17 protein-coding genes are annotated in these 16259 nt (G+C 62.2%); 2 read left to right on the top strand and 15 right to left on the bottom strand.

Annotation, left to right across the window (positions count from 1 at the left end):
- Positions 1-148 precede the first annotated feature (148 nt).
- The 14 genes from AC30NL_RS03285 to AC30NL_RS03220 form a co-directional block, all read right to left on the bottom strand.
- Positions 149-565 carry a F0F1 ATP synthase subunit epsilon gene (locus AC30NL_RS03285; RefSeq protein ID WP_489462582.1) on the bottom strand — a complete coding sequence of 139 codons (417 nt, stop codon included), beginning with the start codon at positions 563-565 and terminating at the stop codon, positions 149-151.
- Between the two features lie 87 nt (positions 566-652).
- Complete coding sequence (gene atpD, locus AC30NL_RS03280) at positions 653-2065, bottom strand: F0F1 ATP synthase subunit beta (protein ID WP_489462581.1); 1413 nt, start codon at positions 2063-2065, stop codon at positions 653-655.
- A gap of 39 nt (positions 2066-2104) precedes the next feature.
- Positions 2105-2980: a F0F1 ATP synthase subunit gamma gene (gene atpG / locus AC30NL_RS03275; protein ID WP_489462580.1), complete on the bottom strand. Its 876-nt coding sequence runs from the start codon at positions 2978-2980 to the stop codon at positions 2105-2107.
- 115 nt (positions 2981-3095) lie between these two features.
- Entirely contained in the window at positions 3096-4649 is a 1554-nt protein-coding gene (atpA, locus tag AC30NL_RS03270) for a F0F1 ATP synthase subunit alpha (protein ID WP_489462579.1), read from the bottom strand.
- An 84-nt stretch (positions 4650-4733) separates the two neighbouring features.
- Entirely contained in the window at positions 4734-5270 is a 537-nt protein-coding gene (locus AC30NL_RS03265; RefSeq protein ID WP_489462578.1) for a F0F1 ATP synthase subunit delta, read from the bottom strand.
- Positions 5271-5282: 12 nt separating this feature from the next.
- Positions 5283-5753 (bottom strand): F0F1 ATP synthase subunit B, encoded by a 471-nt coding sequence (locus AC30NL_RS03260; protein ID WP_489462577.1) that lies wholly within the window; start codon positions 5751-5753, stop codon positions 5283-5285.
- A gap of 46 nt (positions 5754-5799) precedes the next feature.
- Complete coding sequence (atpE, locus tag AC30NL_RS03255) at positions 5800-6048, bottom strand: F0F1 ATP synthase subunit C (RefSeq protein WP_011827793.1); 249 nt, start codon at positions 6046-6048, stop codon at positions 5800-5802.
- Positions 6049-6101: 53 nt separating this feature from the next.
- A complete protein-coding gene (gene atpB / locus AC30NL_RS03250) occupies positions 6102-7004 on the bottom strand; it encodes a F0F1 ATP synthase subunit A (protein ID WP_489462576.1) in 903 nt (300 codons plus the stop codon).
- A gap of 6 nt (positions 7005-7010) precedes the next feature.
- Entirely contained in the window at positions 7011-7523 is a 513-nt protein-coding gene (locus AC30NL_RS03245) for an ATP synthase subunit I (RefSeq protein ID WP_489462575.1), read from the bottom strand.
- A gap of 159 nt (positions 7524-7682) precedes the next feature.
- Positions 7683-8588, bottom strand: coding sequence for an SMP-30/gluconolactonase/LRE family protein (locus tag AC30NL_RS03240; RefSeq protein ID WP_489462574.1), 906 nt, complete (start codon positions 8586-8588; stop codon positions 7683-7685).
- Positions 8588-9457 carry an aldose 1-epimerase gene (locus AC30NL_RS03235; RefSeq protein ID WP_489462573.1) on the bottom strand — a complete coding sequence of 290 codons (870 nt, stop codon included), beginning with the start codon at positions 9455-9457 and terminating at the stop codon, positions 8588-8590. The genes AC30NL_RS03240 and AC30NL_RS03235 overlap by 1 nt, the downstream gene beginning before the upstream one ends.
- A gap of 94 nt (positions 9458-9551) precedes the next feature.
- Positions 9552-10367 carry an HpcH/HpaI aldolase family protein gene (locus AC30NL_RS03230; RefSeq protein ID WP_489462572.1) on the bottom strand — a complete coding sequence of 272 codons (816 nt, stop codon included), beginning with the start codon at positions 10365-10367 and terminating at the stop codon, positions 9552-9554.
- A gap of 9 nt (positions 10368-10376) precedes the next feature.
- Complete coding sequence (locus tag AC30NL_RS03225; protein ID WP_489462584.1) at positions 10377-10886, bottom strand: GNAT family N-acetyltransferase; 510 nt, start codon at positions 10884-10886, stop codon at positions 10377-10379.
- A gap of 31 nt (positions 10887-10917) precedes the next feature.
- Positions 10918-11598, bottom strand: coding sequence for a cytochrome b/b6 domain-containing protein (locus AC30NL_RS03220; RefSeq protein WP_489462571.1), 681 nt, complete (start codon positions 11596-11598; stop codon positions 10918-10920).
- Positions 11599-12162: 564 nt separating this feature from the next.
- Between AC30NL_RS03220 and AC30NL_RS03215 the strand changes: the two genes are divergently transcribed.
- Positions 12163-12615 (top strand): c-type cytochrome, encoded by a 453-nt coding sequence (locus AC30NL_RS03215; protein ID WP_489462583.1) that lies wholly within the window; start codon positions 12163-12165, stop codon positions 12613-12615.
- A gap of 37 nt (positions 12616-12652) precedes the next feature.
- On the opposite strand, the gene AC30NL_RS03210 is transcribed toward AC30NL_RS03215, so the two are convergent.
- Positions 12653-13393: an alanyl-tRNA editing protein gene (locus AC30NL_RS03210; RefSeq protein WP_489462570.1), complete on the bottom strand. Its 741-nt coding sequence runs from the start codon at positions 13391-13393 to the stop codon at positions 12653-12655.
- A 368-nt stretch (positions 13394-13761) separates the two neighbouring features.
- On the opposite strand from AC30NL_RS03210, the gene AC30NL_RS03205 reads away from it, so the two are divergent.
- Positions 13762-16248, top strand: a complete 2487-nt coding sequence (locus AC30NL_RS03205; RefSeq protein WP_489462569.1) for a polysaccharide biosynthesis/export family protein — start codon at positions 13762-13764, stop codon at positions 16246-16248.
- Positions 16249-16259: the final 11 nt, after the last annotated feature.

Genomic DNA, 16259 nt, shown 5'->3' with positions numbered 1-16259 from the left:
GTCGCCCTCATGCAGTTGCGCTTCGCTTCGTTCGTCGTGATCAACTTACGGCGGGACTTGCACCCACAAGAGTGCGCCCATGCTGGGCGCACATGAAAAAGCCCGCCGGGGCTTTCGCCGGGCGGGCTTTGAGATCGACGTGAATCGACTATTTCTTCATCAAGCGGCGAAGCGCTGCGATCTGTGCGGCGTACACGGCGAGTTCGCTTTGTGCGCGAGCGACGTCGATGTCGCTCTTGGCGTTCTTGAGTGCTTCTTCAGCGAGTCGCTTGGCCTCGGTGGCCTTGGCTTCGTCGAGGTCCTTGCCGCGGATCGCGGTATCGGCGAGCACAGTGACCGAGCCCGGTTGCACTTCGAGAATGCCGCCGGCCACGAACACGAACTCTTCCTCGCCGTTGTCGGCGCGCTCGATGCGCACCGCGCCCGGCTTGATGCGGGTGATGAGCGGCGTGTGGCGGGGCAGGATGCCCAGCTCGCCGTTCTCGCCCGGCAGCGCGACGAACTTCGCCTCGCCCGAGAAGATCTGCTCTTCTGCGGAGACGACGTCGACGTGAATCGTTGCCATTTAGTTTTCCTTGAGGGTTGAGAGGATTCAGTCACTGGTGACCGATTCAATGGGCCGAGCCCGTCCGCTGAATCAGCCAGCTTGGGTTTACTGAATCTTCTTGGCCTTCTCGAAAGCCTCGTCGATCGTGCCGACCATGTAGAACGCTTGCTCAGGCAAGCTGTCGCACTCGCCGTTCACGATCATCTTAAAGCCGCGGATGGTTTCCTTGAGGGGAACATACTTGCCCGGTGAGCCGGTGAAGACTTCAGCGACGTGGAACGGCTGCGACAGGAAGCGCTGGATCTTGCGGGCGCGAGCCACGGCCAGCTTGTCTTCCGGCGATAGTTCGTCCATGCCCAGAATCGCGATGATGTCGCGCAGTTCCTTGTAGCGCTGCAGCGTGCCCTGGACGGCACGGGTCGTGCTGTAGTGCTCTTCGCCGACCACGTTCGGGTCGACCTGGCGGCTGTTCGAGTCCAGCGGGTCCACGGCCGGGTAAATGCCCAGCGACGCGATGTCGCGCGACAGCACCACGGTGGCGTCCAAGTGGGCAAAGGTCGTGGCCGGCGACGGGTCGGTCAAGTCGTCCGCAGGGACGTACACCGCTTGGATCGAGGTGATCGAGCCGACTTTCGTGGAGGTAATGCGCTCTTGCAGACGACCCATTTCTTCTGCCAGCGTCGGCTGGTAGCCCACGGCGGAAGGCATACGGCCCAGCAGTGCGGACACTTCGGTGCCGGCCAGGGTGTACCGGTAAATGTTGTCCACGAAGAACAGCACGTCTCGGCCTTCGTCGCGGAAGGACTCTGCGATGGTCAGGCCGGTCAGCGCCACGCGCAGACGATTGCCCGGGGGCTCGTTCATCTGACCGTAGACCATCGACACCTTGGACTCGGCGAGGTTCTCAAGATTCACGACGTTCGATTCGGCCATCTCGTGATAGAAGTCATTGCCCTCACGGGTGCGCTCGCCCACGCCGGCGAACACCGACAGACCCGAGTGAGCCTTGGCGATGTTGTTGATGAGCTCCATCATGTTGACGGTCTTGCCCACGCCGGCGCCGCCGAACAGACCCACCTTGCCACCCTTGGCGAACGGGCAGATCAAGTCGATCACCTTGATGCCGGTTTCGAGCAGCTCTTGCGAGGGGCTCAGTTCGTCATAGGCCGGGGCCTTGCGGTGAATCGGAGCCGTCAGTTCCTGGCTGACCGGGCCGCGCTCGTCAATGGGCTGGCCCAGCACATCCATGATGCGACCGAGCGTCGCCTTGCCGACGGGCACGGTGATCGCGTTGCCGGTGTTGCTGACCATCAGGCCGCGGCGAAGGCCGTCCGACGAGCCGAGTGCAATCGTGCGCACCACACCATCGCCCAACTGCTGCTGGACTTCGAGGGTGAGGGCCGTGCCTTCAAGCTTCAGTGCGTCATACACGCGGGGCATGGAATCGCGGGGAAATTCCACGTCCACCACCGCGCCGATGCACTGAACGATCTTGCCTTGGGCTTGAGTGTTCGCCATGTCGATTCCTTCAAACAATATTCGTATTCGTGACCACGATCAGACCGCGGCCGCGCCGCTGACGATCTCGGAGAGTTCTTTCGTGATCGCGGCCTGGCGGGTCTTGTTGTAGACCAGCTTCAGCTCACCGATCAAGTTGCCGGCGTTGTCGGTGGCAGCCTTCATCGCGACCATGCGTGCCGACTGCTCGGACGCCATGTTCTCGGCCACAGCCTGGTACACCAGCGCCTCGATGTAGCGCGTCATCAGTTCGTCGATGACGGTCGCGGCGTCCGGCTCATAGATGTAGTCCCAACCATAGGCCTTCTTTTCCTCGGCAGTCTGCGTCAGGCGCGTACCGTCGAGCGGTAGTAACTGCTCGACCATCGGCTCCTGATTCATCGTATTGATGAATTTGGTGTAGCAGAGGTAGACCGCATCGAGCTTGCCATCGACAAAGGCATCCAGCACGACTTTGACCGGGCCGATGAGCTTGTCGAGTTGCGGCCGATCACCCAGTTGCGTCACATGTGACACAACGGCGGCGCCGATGCGGTTCAGGAAGCCGAGGCCCTTGTTGCCGATGGCCACCGATTGAATCGTGCCACCCGCCGCCTGCACTTCGCGCATCTTGTTGGTGACTGCACGAAGCACATTGGTGTTCAAGCCTCCGCACAGACCCTTGTCGGTCGTGACGACGATGAATCCTACGTTCTTCGGTGATGTGACGCGCATGTACGGCGAGTGGTACTCGGGATTCGCCTGCGACAAGTTGGCAGTGATGTTGCGGATCTTGTCGGCGTACGGACGCGCATGGCGCATCCGGTCCTGTGCCTTGCGCATCTTCGACGCCGACACGAGTTCCATCGCCTTCGTGATCTTCTTCGTGTTCTCGAAGGATTTGATCTTGCCGCGTATTTCCTTGCCTACTGCCATTTCAAAGACTCCTCTCGCATGCGATCAAGCGAACGCCGCGGATCCGGCTTTGCCGGTCCGCTGGTGTTGCCCCCTTGAGGGGGCGGCCGAAGGCCGTAGGGGGTGGTCTCATTTTTCAGGCGAAAGACTTCTTGAACGCGACGATGGCGCTGGTCAACTCGGCTTCGGCGTCCTTGTCCATGGCCTTGTCGTTCTCGAGCTTTTGCAGGAGTGCGGCATGGCTGGACTTGAGATGCTGATGCAGGCCGTGTTCGAAGGCCAAGACCTTCTTGACGTCCAGATCGTCGAAGTAACCTTTGTTGACCGCGAACAGCGTTGCGCCCATCAGGCTGATCGGCAGCGGCGAGTACTGCTGCTGCTTGAGCAGTTCTGTCACGCGAGCGCCGCGGTCGAGCTGCTTGCGGGTGGCTGCGTCGAGGTCGGATGCGAACTGCGCGAAGGCAGCCAACTCGCGGTACTGTGCCAAGTCGGTACGGATACCGCCGGACAGCCCCTTGATCAACTTGGTCTGTGCTGCGCCACCGACTCGCGACACCGAGATGCCGGCGTTGATGGCGGGGCGGATACCGGCATTGAACAGCGAGGTCTCAAGGAAGATCTGGCCGTCGGTGATCGAAATAACGTTGGTCGGAACGAAGGCTGACACGTCGCCGGCTTGCGTTTCGATGATCGGCAGCGCAGTCAGCGACCCGGTCTTGCCCTTGACTTCACCCTTGGTGAACTTTTCGACGTAGTCGGCGTTCACGCGAGCTGCACGCTCGAGCAGTCGGGAGTGCAAATAGAAGACGTCGCCCGGGAATGCTTCGCGGCCAGGAGGACGACGGAGCAACAGCGACACCTGTCGATAAGCTACCGCCTGTTTGGACAGATCGTCATAGATGATCAGCGCGTCTTGGCCGCGGTCGCGGAAGTACTCGCCCATCGTGCAGCCGGAGTAGGCCGACACGTACTGCATGGCGGCGGACTCGGAGGCCGACGCGGCCACGACGATGGTGTAGTCCATCGCGCCGTTCTGCTCCAGTGCGCGCACGACGTTCTTGATCGACGAAGCCTTCTGGCCGATCGCGACGTACACGCAGGTCATGTTCTGACCCTTCTGGTTGATGATCGCGTCGATCGCCACAGCCGTCTTGCCGGTCTGGCGGTCGCCGATGATCAGCTCGCGCTGGCCACGGCCAATCGGTACCATCGAGTCGATGGATTTGAGGCCGGTCTGCACTGGCTGCGACACCGACTGGCGTGCGATCACGCCCGGGGCGACCTTCTCGATGACGTCGGTCATCTTGGCGTTGATCGGGCCCTTGCCGTCGATCGGCTGGCCGAGCGCGTTCACCACGCGGCCGATCAGCTCGGGGCCGACGGGCACCTCAAGAATGCGGCCCGTGCACTTCACGGTGTCGCCTTCGGAGATGTGCTCGTACTCGCCCAGAATCACCGAGCCGACGGAGTCGCGCTCGAGGTTCAGTGCGAGACCGTAAGTCGGCTGGCCGTCCTTGGTCGCGGGGAATTCCAGCATTTCGCCGGCCATCACGTCCGACAGGCCGTGGATGCGGACGATGCCGTCGGTCACCGAGACGACGGTGCCCTGGTTGCGAATGTCCGCCGAGGTGCCGAGGCCCTCGATGCGGCTCTTGATCAGTTCGGAAATTTCTGCGGGATTCAGTTGCATTGCTTTCTCCGGTCACCGGCCCTGATCGTTACCAAGGCCCGCGTTGGAATGCGAGGAGATGATTCTTTGGACGTGACCCGAAGGTCAGGCCGTCAGCGCCACCTTCATTTGTTCAAGACGGGCCTTGACCGAGGTGTCCAGCACTTCGTCACCGACCACGACGCGAATGCCGCCGATAAGCTCAGGCTCCACCACCACACTGGCGTTGAGCTTTCGATCGAAGCGCTTTTCGAGCGCCGAGACCACATCGGTGAGTTGCGTTCCGTTGATCGGGAAGGCGCTGTAGACGGTCGCATCGGACACGCCGGACTGGGCGTTGACGAGCGAACGGTACTGCACGGCGATTTCCGGCAGGGCCGACAGGCGACCGTTCTCGATCACGGCGTGCAGTAGATTCTGCACGGCGGGCGCGAAGGTCACGACCTTGAGCGAGCTGACGATGAGGTCGTAGACCGCATCGGGCTGCACCTTCGGGTTGTCGGCGAACTGCCGCAACTCCTGCAGGCTCGCCACCTGGCCCAGCGCGTCGAGCTGGTCCGCCAGTTCGCGCGGGTTGGTCTGGCCCGCGGCCTTGAACAGCGCCTCGGCGTAGGGACGTGCGATGGTTGCGAGTTCAGCCATGGTGACGTCCGTTCAGAGCTCGGCCTTCAGGCGACCCAACAACTCGGCATGGACGCCGGCGTTGACTTCGCGCCTGAGGATCTGCTCGGCGGCCTTGACGGCCAGCGCGGCGACTTGCTCGCGCAAGACCTCGCGCGCCTTCACCGCCTCCTGCTCAGCCTCGGCCTTCGCTGCAGCGACGATCTTGGCGCCTTCTTCGCTTGCGCGAGCCTTGGCCTCTTCAATCATCGACTGCGCCAGGCGCTCGGCATCGGCCAAGCGTTGGGTGGCGTCGGTGCGCGCGGCTGCGAGCTGCTCTTCGACACGCTTGTTGGCCAGGACCAGATCGGCCTTGGCCTTGTCGGCGGCGGACAGACCGTCGGCGATCTTCTTCGCACGCTCGTCAAGCGCCTTCGTGATGGGTGGCCACACGAAAGTCATCGTGAACCACGCCAGAATGAAGAACACTGCGAGCTGGGCGAACAGGGTTGCGTTGATGCTCACGGCAACACCTTTCTTTGCAGCTTGAGGTTGATCGGGATTCGGTGAATTACTTCAGCACGAAGGGGTTGGCGAACGCGAACATCATCGCGATACCGACGCCGATCAGGAATGCCGCGTCGATCAGGCCGGCCAGCAGGAACATCTTCGTTTGCAGTTCGTTCATCAGCTCAGGTTGGCGAGCTGCGGATTCGAGGTATTTGCTGCCCATGATGCCGATGCCGATGCAAGCGCCGATGGCGCCCAGGCCAATGATCAGACCAGCGGCGAGAGCGACAAAACCAAGAACGTGTTCCATGATGACTCCTAGAAGGGAAAAGAAAAGTGCGGTGGTGAGAAAGAAAACGGAAATCAGTGAGCGTCGTGCGCCTGGCCGATGTAGACGAGCGTCAGCATCATGAAGATGAAAGCCTGCAGGGCGACAATCAGGATGTGGAAGATGGCCCAGCCTGTGCCGGCGATGACATGGCCGATCCACAGCGCGATGCCCATGCCCGACGGGGAGCTCGGGACCAATGCCGCGCCCATCAGGGCGATCAGCATGAAAAGTAATTCACCAGCGTACATGTTGCCGAACAAACGCATACCGTGCGACACGGTTCGCGCCAGGAATTCGATCATCTGCATCGCGAAATTGAAGGGGTAGAGGAACCACTTGTCGCCGAACGGCGCGGCGAACAACTCGTGCACGAAGCCGCCGAGGCCTTTGATCTTCACGTTGTAGAACAGCACGACGCACAAGACACCGATCGACATGCCGAGCGTGGCGGAGAGGTCAGCGGTTGGCACGACGCGCATGAAGGCGTGGTGCTCTTCGTGACCGGTCGCGACGAAGATTCGCTTCCAGATTTCGGGAATCAAGTCGACCGGAAGAAAGTCCATCGAGTTCAGCAGGAAGATCCAGATGAACACCGTCAACGCCAGCGGGCCGACGAACTTGCGCGACTGCGCGTTGTGGACGATGGACTTGGCCTGGTTGTCCACCATCTCGAGAACGATCTCGATCGCCGCCTGCAATCGGCCCGGCACACCCGATGTGACTCGCTTGGCAACACTGCGCAGCAGCCACAGGCCGAGCACGCCCATCAGAATCGACCAGAACACGGTGTCGTAGTTGATCACCGAGAAATCGATGATGCTGGCCTGCTCGTGCGATCGCAGGTGTTGCAGGTGGTGTCCGATGTAATCACCGGCGGTGGGCCCGGTGGTCGCGTGGTCTACAGCGTGTTCGGCAACTTGAGCTTCGGCAACCATGTCGAATCAGTGTCTCTCTTTTGTTTCACTCACTGGCTGGCGCTGCCAAAGCAGCGCAAGCCAGTTGACCTTCACGCACACGATCATGGCGACCAACAGCGCCGGCCAATTCAGATCGGGTACCACTCTTGGAGCAGCCGCCAGCATGGCGACCGCCACAGCAATCTTCACCATCTCCAAGAACATGAACCCAAACACAGCAGCGCCCGGGTTTGAACTGGTTCGCCTCGTCATCCCGCGCGCCAGCAAGGCGGTTGGTAGGACGGTGGCAGCCGCACCATAAAGCGCAGACCACGCCGCGCCGTCGCGGTGCGTGACGACCCATGTGAGAGCCGCACACGCCACACCGGCCAAAGCCTGGCTTCCAACCACCCGCCATGGCGACACCGGCGGGTGCTTGGCCCTCAAGGCCTGCGCTTCTTCTCGCGACAATGGCTTGAAAGGCGGATCCTCCACCGCATCTGCGTCCTGACCGTAGTGCTGAGCAGTACCTTTCGGACGGCCCAATTGTTGATTCACGGTCAAAATTTCAGTTGATCTCGGCAAAGCCGCGGGATTATATACGTGGATACCCGCGCAGCTTTTTACTGCCCGGGCTGCGGGCATCGGTGGGCATCGGTAGGCATCCTGTCCACCACCTGACGCGAAGCGACGAAACCAGAGAGGCTGTCTTGTGAATCAGGCAGCCATGTTCACCGGCAGACCTGCCACATCGACTCGCAAGCTGAAGACGCAACCTGCATTGGGCTGCATTTCCAGCTCCTCGGCGGGTCGTTTGTCGCGCGCGGTCGTGATGTAAATAGTCTTCAGATCGGCGCTACCGAAGCAGGGCATGGTCGCGCAGCGTGCCGGCAGCACGACTTCGCGGATGAGTTCACCCTCAGGTGAAAGCCGAAGCAATCGTCCACCTTCGAACATCGCTACCCAGTAGCAGCCCTCGGCGTCAACTGCTGCACCGTCGGGACGACCGCCGTAGGTGGCGAGGTCCTGGTTGGATCGCCTGACGGGGAAACGCGCAAACACGCGCCGACGGGACAACTCGCCGCTGGCCGGGTCGAAGTCGAATGCGTAGACCTCGTGGGCCTTGGTGTCGCTCCAGTACATCGTGCGACCGTTGGGGCTCCACGCGAGGCCGTTGGATACCGTGATGTCGCCCTCCCGACGCTCAAGCACGCCCTCGCTGAAGCAGTAAAGCGCCGCGACCGCGGGGTCGCGCGGTTCGTAGATGGTGCCGACCCAGAAGCGGCCTTGCGGGTCGGCCTTGCCATCGTTGAAGCGTTCGCAGGTCTGGTCGTAGGGCACTGGCGCGAGTCGTTCGCGCCGGCCGGTTACGGGGTCGAGGTTGAAGATGCCGTCGCGCATCGCGATCAGCAAGGATCCATCGAGACGCGGCGCTACGCTTGCGGGCTCGGTCTCGAAGTTCTGGTGCGTCAATTCGCCGCTTGCCGGATCGAAGCGATTCAGGCGCTTGCCGGCGATGTCGCAGTAGTACAGAACCTGCTCGCGCGGATGCCACATCGGCGATTCGCCGAGGAGGCTCGGCGAGGCAACGGCGACACGCAAGTCGGGATCGGGCTCGCGCATCACAGCACGGTCACATCGAGTGTCATCGACGCCTCGAAACTTTCTCCTGGTTGCAGCGTGCGCAGTCCGTGCGCGGCCGGGTCGGCCATGTGGATTGCGTTGCCCACATGACTCACGGGTTCGACGCAGAAGTAGTCCTTGTCCTTCGGCGTGTACACCACGAGGTAGGGCAGATTGGATCGAAGTTGCAGCGAGAACTTTTCATCGCGGATGCGCGCCGGACCTTTCCAGCCTTCGAAGCCATTGTCAAAGTCGAGGTGCGCAACGTCGGCATCAATGCCGGGCTGCGCCACCTTGCGCACCGGCAATTGCTCCGCATCCGAATCCCATCGGTCGCTGAGTTCGATATGTAGCCGGCTGCGTGCGCGCTTGGGAAAATACGGGTGCCATCCGAGGCCCACCGGCTGGGCGAGATTGGACGTGTTGGTGATGACCATCTGAGCCAACATCGCCTGCGGCGTCAAAGAGAAGTACTGCGTCGCCTGGAAGGCAAACGGCCAGTGCTCGTCACCCTTGTGATCAAGGTGCAGCTCCACGTCGATCGCGCTGTGGGCGCCGACTTCCCACTGCCGCATCCAGCCTATGCCATGCACGGAATGCGGACTGTCGCCAAAGTTCGGTTGCGTGGTGTAGTCGCGCCCCTTCCATCGGAACTTGCGGTAACCCAGGCGGTTTGAATACGGCACGAGCGGGAAGGACGCGGACAGCCGCGCGCTTTGCAATAGCGAGGGCTCGGTCGATCGAAGAATGGGCGTGTCGCGGTACCAAAGCCCCGCGATGCAGCCGCCCAGGTCTGGGCGGACCGCGAGGCGCAAAGCGCCGGCGTGGAGTTCGAAGGCGGCGTCGGCAGCGGTGGTCGTTGATGTCATGGAGATCCCGGGAAGTCTCTGGAAAATCGCCGCGTGCGTGGCGATGGGTCATCGTACGCCCGTCCCGTCATGAAACACGGCGACACGGTCGGTCTCAATAGCCGGTTTCCTGCGTTCCGCTGTTCAGCGTGTGCACATGCTCGTTGTCTCGCGTGCGCAGCGCAGTGATTGCCGCCTGGGCGCCTCGCATGATGAAACCAATGTCGGAAGAGACGGCCACGTAGTCGAAGCCGACAGCGCGGTACTGGGCCACCATCTCGGGGTTGTTGCCAAGGGTGCCCACCGGACAACCCATGGCCTTGCATCGCTGCACTGCGCGCGCCATCAAATCCATGACGGCCGGGTGCGTCAACTGGCCGATATGCCCCATCGCGGCCGACAGATCGGCTGGGCCGATGAAGAGGGCATCGACGCCCTCAACACCGCCGATGGCTTCGATTTGCTCGACGGCTTGCGGCGTTTCGATCTGCAGGATGACGCCGACGTTGTCATTGGCGGTCTTGAAATAATTGGTTGTCATGCCGAAGCGCGTGGCACGGCTCAGGCCGGCCATGCCGCGAATGCCTTGCGGTGGGTAGCGTGTCGCGGCGACGGCGCGCCGCGCTTCATCGGCGGTTTGCACAAAGGGAAACATCAGCGTCGTCGCTCCGGCATCGAGGACCCGCTTGACGGTGACGGCATCGTTCCAGGGCACGCGTACGACGCTCAGCATCTTGGTACCCGACAGCGCCTGCAGGATGTGTACGACGCCCATCACGTCGAGCGGCGCATGCTCCATGTCGACCAGGCCCCAGTCGAAGCCCGCGTGACCGATGGCCTCCGCGACGATGGGACTGGCCGAACTGATCCAGGTGCCCACGGGAGGATGCGCTCCCGAAGACTTCAATAGTTGTCGGAATGCATTCATCATCTCAGCCTCTCAGTAGTGGCAGGGCGCCACACCCAGCGTCGCTTTGAGATAGTGTGCACCGGGAATCGGGTTGTAATAGTAGGGTGGGATTTCCCCGAAGCCGAGGGTGGCGTAAAGCCCGCGCGCAGCCTCCATGTCGTCGAGCGTGTCGAGCAGGACCTCGGAATAGCCGGCGCCCTGGGCTTCGTCGAGCAGCGCCTGGGCGATCACGCGGCCAAGGCCGAAGCGGCGGAAGGCGGGTCGAACGAAGAGACGCTTCATCTCGCAGGAGTTGGCGTTGTCCGCGTCGCTGAAGGGGCGCAGTGCACCACAGCCGGCGATCTGGCCGTCGACGATGGCCAGCAACAAGGCGCCGGCGGGTCGGTCGTACTCGCCGGGCAGGTTGGCAAGCTCATGCTCGAAATTTTGGAAGCAGAGGTCGACATCGAGACTCTGCGCGTACTCGCGAAAGATCTCTCGCGTGGCAGCGAGGAGTTCGGGCGTGTCCGGAGTGACCAGGCGTATCTCGGGGGCGTCCATCCGCGAGCGGGAAGCCAAGGGGAGCCTGAGTTTATCCCCCAAGGCTGACTAACCAAGCGACTCCTGCGCCGCACAGGGTAAGCACCAACAGGGCGAGGCCCCGCACGCGCCAGTGGTCGGCCGATGCAGGTACGCCGGGCGGGAGCGGCTTGTCGCCGACGATCATCGGGGCCACGAGGTTGCGCTTGTGCCGCACGAGGTAGAACACGATGGCGCAGATGTGCAACACGATCAGCGCCACGATCAGCCACTGGCCGTAGTCCGTGTGCCACGCAGTGAGCTTGCTGCTGGTCGCGCCCGACACGAACTTGATGAGAGGGCCAGTGTTGGCGATCTCGTCGTCGGCGAACAGCCCGGTGACGACCTGCCCAGCAAGCAGAGCCAACAAGCCGAAGACCGCGAACGCGCCCGTCGGGTTGTGCCCGACGTCGTGATGCTCGTCCGCCTCGCTCTCCCCGCGCAGGTAGCGCAACACGGTGGACGGCGAATAGATGAAATTGGCAAAGCGCGACCAGTGTCCTCCGATCAAGCCCCACACAAGGCGAAAGACCAGCAAGGTGAAGACGACGTAGCCGAGCCGGAAGTGCCACACCATCGCATTGCCGCCGATCTGCGCGCTGACGATGGAGACAATCACGCAAGTGGCCAGGACCCAGTGGAACAGGCGTGTGGGAAGGTCCCACACACGGGTTGGCAACAAATGGCGGCTCATGCAACGGGCTCCTGACACGAAAGGCGAAAGTGCAACGATAAGGATTTGGCCCGAACCATTTTCCCGTTTTGGGGGCGCTGGGCGGGCGCGCTGCGGCGTTGCTCCTCACTTGTGTGACTCGCCACACGGCGCTCGGAGCGCCTTGCATCGCATCCCGCCCAGCGCCCCCAAAACGTGAACTTATTCCGGGCCAAATCCTAACCGCAACAAAGTCTGCTCCGAACGCCGCAGTAGGGGAGCCGCAAGAGGGCGGATCATGTGCGTTTGCCCTCCTGGGATTTACCCGAGCGAGCGCAATGCCATCATGGTCGGCTGCGTACACTCATCCGCACTCGCGCTGGTGCGGCAGCGCCCCGCCGTGTGAGAGGCTGAGAGTATTCGAACGTGTCCGAGCAGCACGTCAAAAGGCGCCTGATCCAGGCGCAAATGCTCGCCATAGCTTGGCTATGGCGAGCATTTGCAACGACGAGCAGGGGGCTTTTGGCGTGATGAGCGGGCATGATCGAGAAACTCTCAGCCTCTGAGGCATTCATCAATCCGACAATCGTCGTGGAGAACGCTGGAATGAAGAAACTGATCCTGGCAGCCGCCGTTGTCTCCGGTTTGATCGCTGCGCTGCCTGCTGCCGCGCAGTTCCAGAAGCCCGAAGACGCCATCAAATACCGCAAGGCCGCATTCAACGTGATGGCGACGCACTTCGGCCGCGTCGGCGCAATGGCCAACGGCCGTGTTCCCTTCGACGCGAAGGCGGTGGCCCAGAACGCCGAAATCGCGACCATGATGTCCCCGCTTCCCTATTCCGCCTTCGGCGAAGGCACCGACAAGGGCGACACCAAGGCCAAGCCGGAGGTGTGGACCGAGGGCGATAAATTCCGCGCCGCTGCCGCGAAGATGCAGGAAGAAATGACCAAGCTGAACGCTGCCGCCAAGACTGGCAACCTGGACGCCATCAAGACCGCTTTCGGTCCGGTGGGTCAGGCTTGCAAGGCATGCCACGATCACTTCCGCAAGGAATGACCTGGAGCGAGGGGCGCCGGCCGCGTCCTTCGCCGATTCAATCGAGGAAGCCGAGCACGACCCGTCGGGTCATGGACGACTTCTTTTCAATCTTGGTCACGACCACTGCGCCAATTTCGGATGTGTTCGACACATGCGTACCTCCGCAGGGCTGAAGGTCGACGCCTTCGATCTCCAGCAGACGCACCCGGCCGGTGCCGCGCGGCGGTTGGGCGCTCATGCTGCGCACGAGGCTTGGGTTCGCATCGAGTTCGGCGTCGATGATCCAGCGGTGGGCAACTGGGTGCGAGGCTGACACGAGTCTTGCCAGACCCGCGGTGAGCCCCTCCTTGTCGAGGGGCTCGCTCATGTGGAAATCGAGGCGCGCATAGGCCGCAGTGATCGAACAACCGTCCACGGGATGCGGGATCAACGCGCACAGGAGATGCGTCGCCGTGTGAAAGCGCATGTGCCGATAGCGGCGCTCCCAGTCGATGGCGGCGATGACTGCATCGCCGACCTTGAGTGAGGCGAGTTCCGCCTCCTGGCCGGCTGCGGGGACGTGGACGATCTCGCCCTGCGATTCGCCTTTGCGTGTGTCAGCAATCGCGATCCGAACATCGCCCGCCAGCCGCAATTCGCCGCTGTCGCCCGCCTGGCCTCCGCCATGGGGGTAGAAGACCGTGCGATCCAGTCGGATGCCGCGCTCGTCAATGCCGCTGATGCGTGCCTCACAATCGCGAAGACGGGCGTCCTCGCGGAACAGTTCGATGGTGGGGTGAGCGTTCTCGACTGACATGCGGGCCTCCACGTCCATCATAGATTGCAGCTCAGAGGCTTGGCCGTCGCACTTGCTTTCAGAGGCGCCTTTCGCATCCATTACCATCGCGGGCTGCCGGCGCCATCGCGGGTCGGAAACCGTGCCGCGCCTTGAAGCCCCACAGAGGCCACCTGGGTCGCCCGGCCTGAGAGGTTGAGAGTAATTCGATCATGCCCGCTCATCACGCCAAAAGACCCCTGCTCGTCGTTGCAAATGCTCGCCACAGCACGAGCTATGGCTGCGCTTTGCGCCTAGATCAGGTGCCTTTTGACGTGCTGCTCGGACACGCTCGAAATACTCTCAGCCTCTGACTTCGTTGTTCATCTTCGGCTTTCGCCCACTTCCGCATGCGCCAATTTCGAATCCTGCTTGCCCTGTGCCTGCTGAACGGTGCGGTTTTAGCTCAAACGCCAACTGACAATACCAGCGGCGGCACCTTCGTGACGCCGGGCTACATGCCGCCGACGTCACAGACGGCGCCAACCCGGCCGGGGACGCAAGGACAGAACACGCCGGACTCCAGCAGTGGAACGACGCCCCCCCTGCGCTCGCCTAACGGAAGCCGCGACTCCACGAATCCGCAGCCAACGGGAAACCAGACCCGCACGACGCCGGCCGACACAGAACGCCAGCCCCAACGTCAACGTCCCGAGACGCCTTCACGACCCAGCGAATTCCAGCGCTTCGTGGAGGGCGCGACCGGTCGCCTGTTGCCGGTCTTCGGCGCGAACTTTTTCACCGAAGCCGGCGAAGCGCAGAGCCCCCTCGACAACGTGCCCGTATCGGGCGACTACGTGGTGGGACCAGGTGACGAGCTCGTGATTCGCGCATGGGGATCGATCGACGTTGACTATCGTGCCACCGTCGACCGCAATGGCCAGATCAGCCTGCCCAAGGTCGGCAGCATCAATGTCGCTGGCGTGAAGGCGTCCGAGATCGAGCATCACCTTCGCGCCCAGATTGGGCGTGTCTTCACCAACTTCAGCCTGAACGTGACCCTGGGTCATCTGCGAGGCGTGAAGATTTTCGTGGTTGGCCCCGCGCAGCGCCCGGGCGTCTACACGCTACCCAGCCAGTCGACCATCCTGTCGGCAGTTGTGGCCGCGGGCGGGCCCGGACCGAACGGGTCCATGCGAAAGCTCAGCCTGCGCCGCGACGGAAAAGTGGTGTCTGAACTGGATGTTTACGATTTCTTGGTACAGGGCGACAAATCCAAGGACATCCAACTGACGGCCGGCGATGTCGTTGTGTTCCAGCCGGTCGGGCCGCGCGTCGCGCTCACGGGTGCCCTCGAGACGCCGGCCATCTACGAACTGAAGTCGCCGCAAGAGCCGATGAGCGATTTGCTTCGATATGCGGGCGGTGCACCTGTCCTTGCCAACCAGAACCGCGGGCAGCTCGAGCGCATCGATCCGACACAAAGGGCTGCGCGTCTGGTCGAGGAGTTCAAGCTCGATGCGGCCGGCCTGCAAAAGCCAGTTCGTGACGGGGACGTGGTGACGCTGCTGGAGATCTCCCCCGAGTTTTCGAATGCCGTCACGCTGAAGGGCCACGTGGCTCAACCGCTGCGTTATCCGTACCGTCCAGGCATGCGGATCAGCGATCTCATCCCTGACAAGGACGCGCTGATTTCACCCGACTTCTATCGCCGCAAGAATCTTCTTGTGCAGATGATCGAGGAAGATCGAGTCGAGCCCGTGAGCAGAGCAGACGGAAACGATATGGTTCGGGACTCTTCTGGTCGCATGTTGCAAGAATCTCGTCCCGAATCCAGCCCTGGCATCCCAAGGGGCGCAAACGAGAGAGCTCGCAGTGAGAGGGTCGAGGTGGCCAAGGTAAAGAAGTCACCGGCAGCCCTGTTTGACGAGTTGAACTGGGACTACGCGGTCGTCGAAAGGCTGAATGCGAAAGACTTGTCGACCCAGGTCATTCCCTTCAACCTGGGCCGTGCGGTTTTGCAGCACGACACGGCACAGGACATCGAATTGCTTCCCGGCGACGTCGTGACGGTCTTCAGTCAGAAGGACATGCGCGTGCCCGTGGCGCGACAAACACGGCTGGTGTCTGTCGAAGGTGAGGTCGGCGCGCCCGGCATCTATCAGGTTCGCCCCGGCGAGACCTTGAAAGAGCTGATCGGTCGAATCGGCGGCTTTACACCGCAAGCGTACGTGTACGGCCTGGAGTTCTCTCGCGAAGAGACACGACAAAGGCAACGCGAAAACCTTCAAGCCGCAATGCAGCGGCTGCAGTCGCTGTCAGCCACCCAGGGTGCGCGCAACGCGGCCAACCTTCGTGACGACGGAGCCGATCGCAGCGCAGCCATCAGCCAGGCCGCGACCCAGGCCCAGATGTCTCGGCTGGCGCAATTGCAACCGAATGGCCGTGTCGCGCTTGAATTGCAACCCGACACCAAGACAGTCGATGCCCTGCCGGATGTTCCGCTCGAGCACTCCGATCGCATCGTTGTTCCGGCAAGGCCTGGCTTCGTCACAGTCGCGGGTGCCGTGCTGAACAACAACGGATTCCTCTGGAAGTCCGGTCGCACGGCAGGCGATTACATCCGTCTCGCCGGGCTCGACGAGGCCGCGGACAAGTCCAACATGTTCATCCTTCGAGCCGACGGCACCGTATCGAGCGCCAACGACCAACGCGGCTTCTTCAGCTATGGCGGCGTGGAATCGCAAGTGCTGCAACCCGGCGATGCGGTCATCGTGCCGAACCAGCTCGACTACGAAACCTGGGGTCGAGCATTGGTGCGCAACCTGAAGGACTGGTCACAGATCTTCTCGCAGTTCGGCTTGGGCGCTGCGGCGATAAAGACCTTGAACAAATGACACCGAGGCAC

The organism is Rhizobacter sp. (assembly GCA_021153565.1).
Lineage (GTDB): Bacteria > Pseudomonadota > Gammaproteobacteria > Burkholderiales > Burkholderiaceae_C > Albitalea.
Note: the sequence above shows the minus strand (reverse complement) of the source record. Positions and strands in the feature narration are given on the sequence as shown.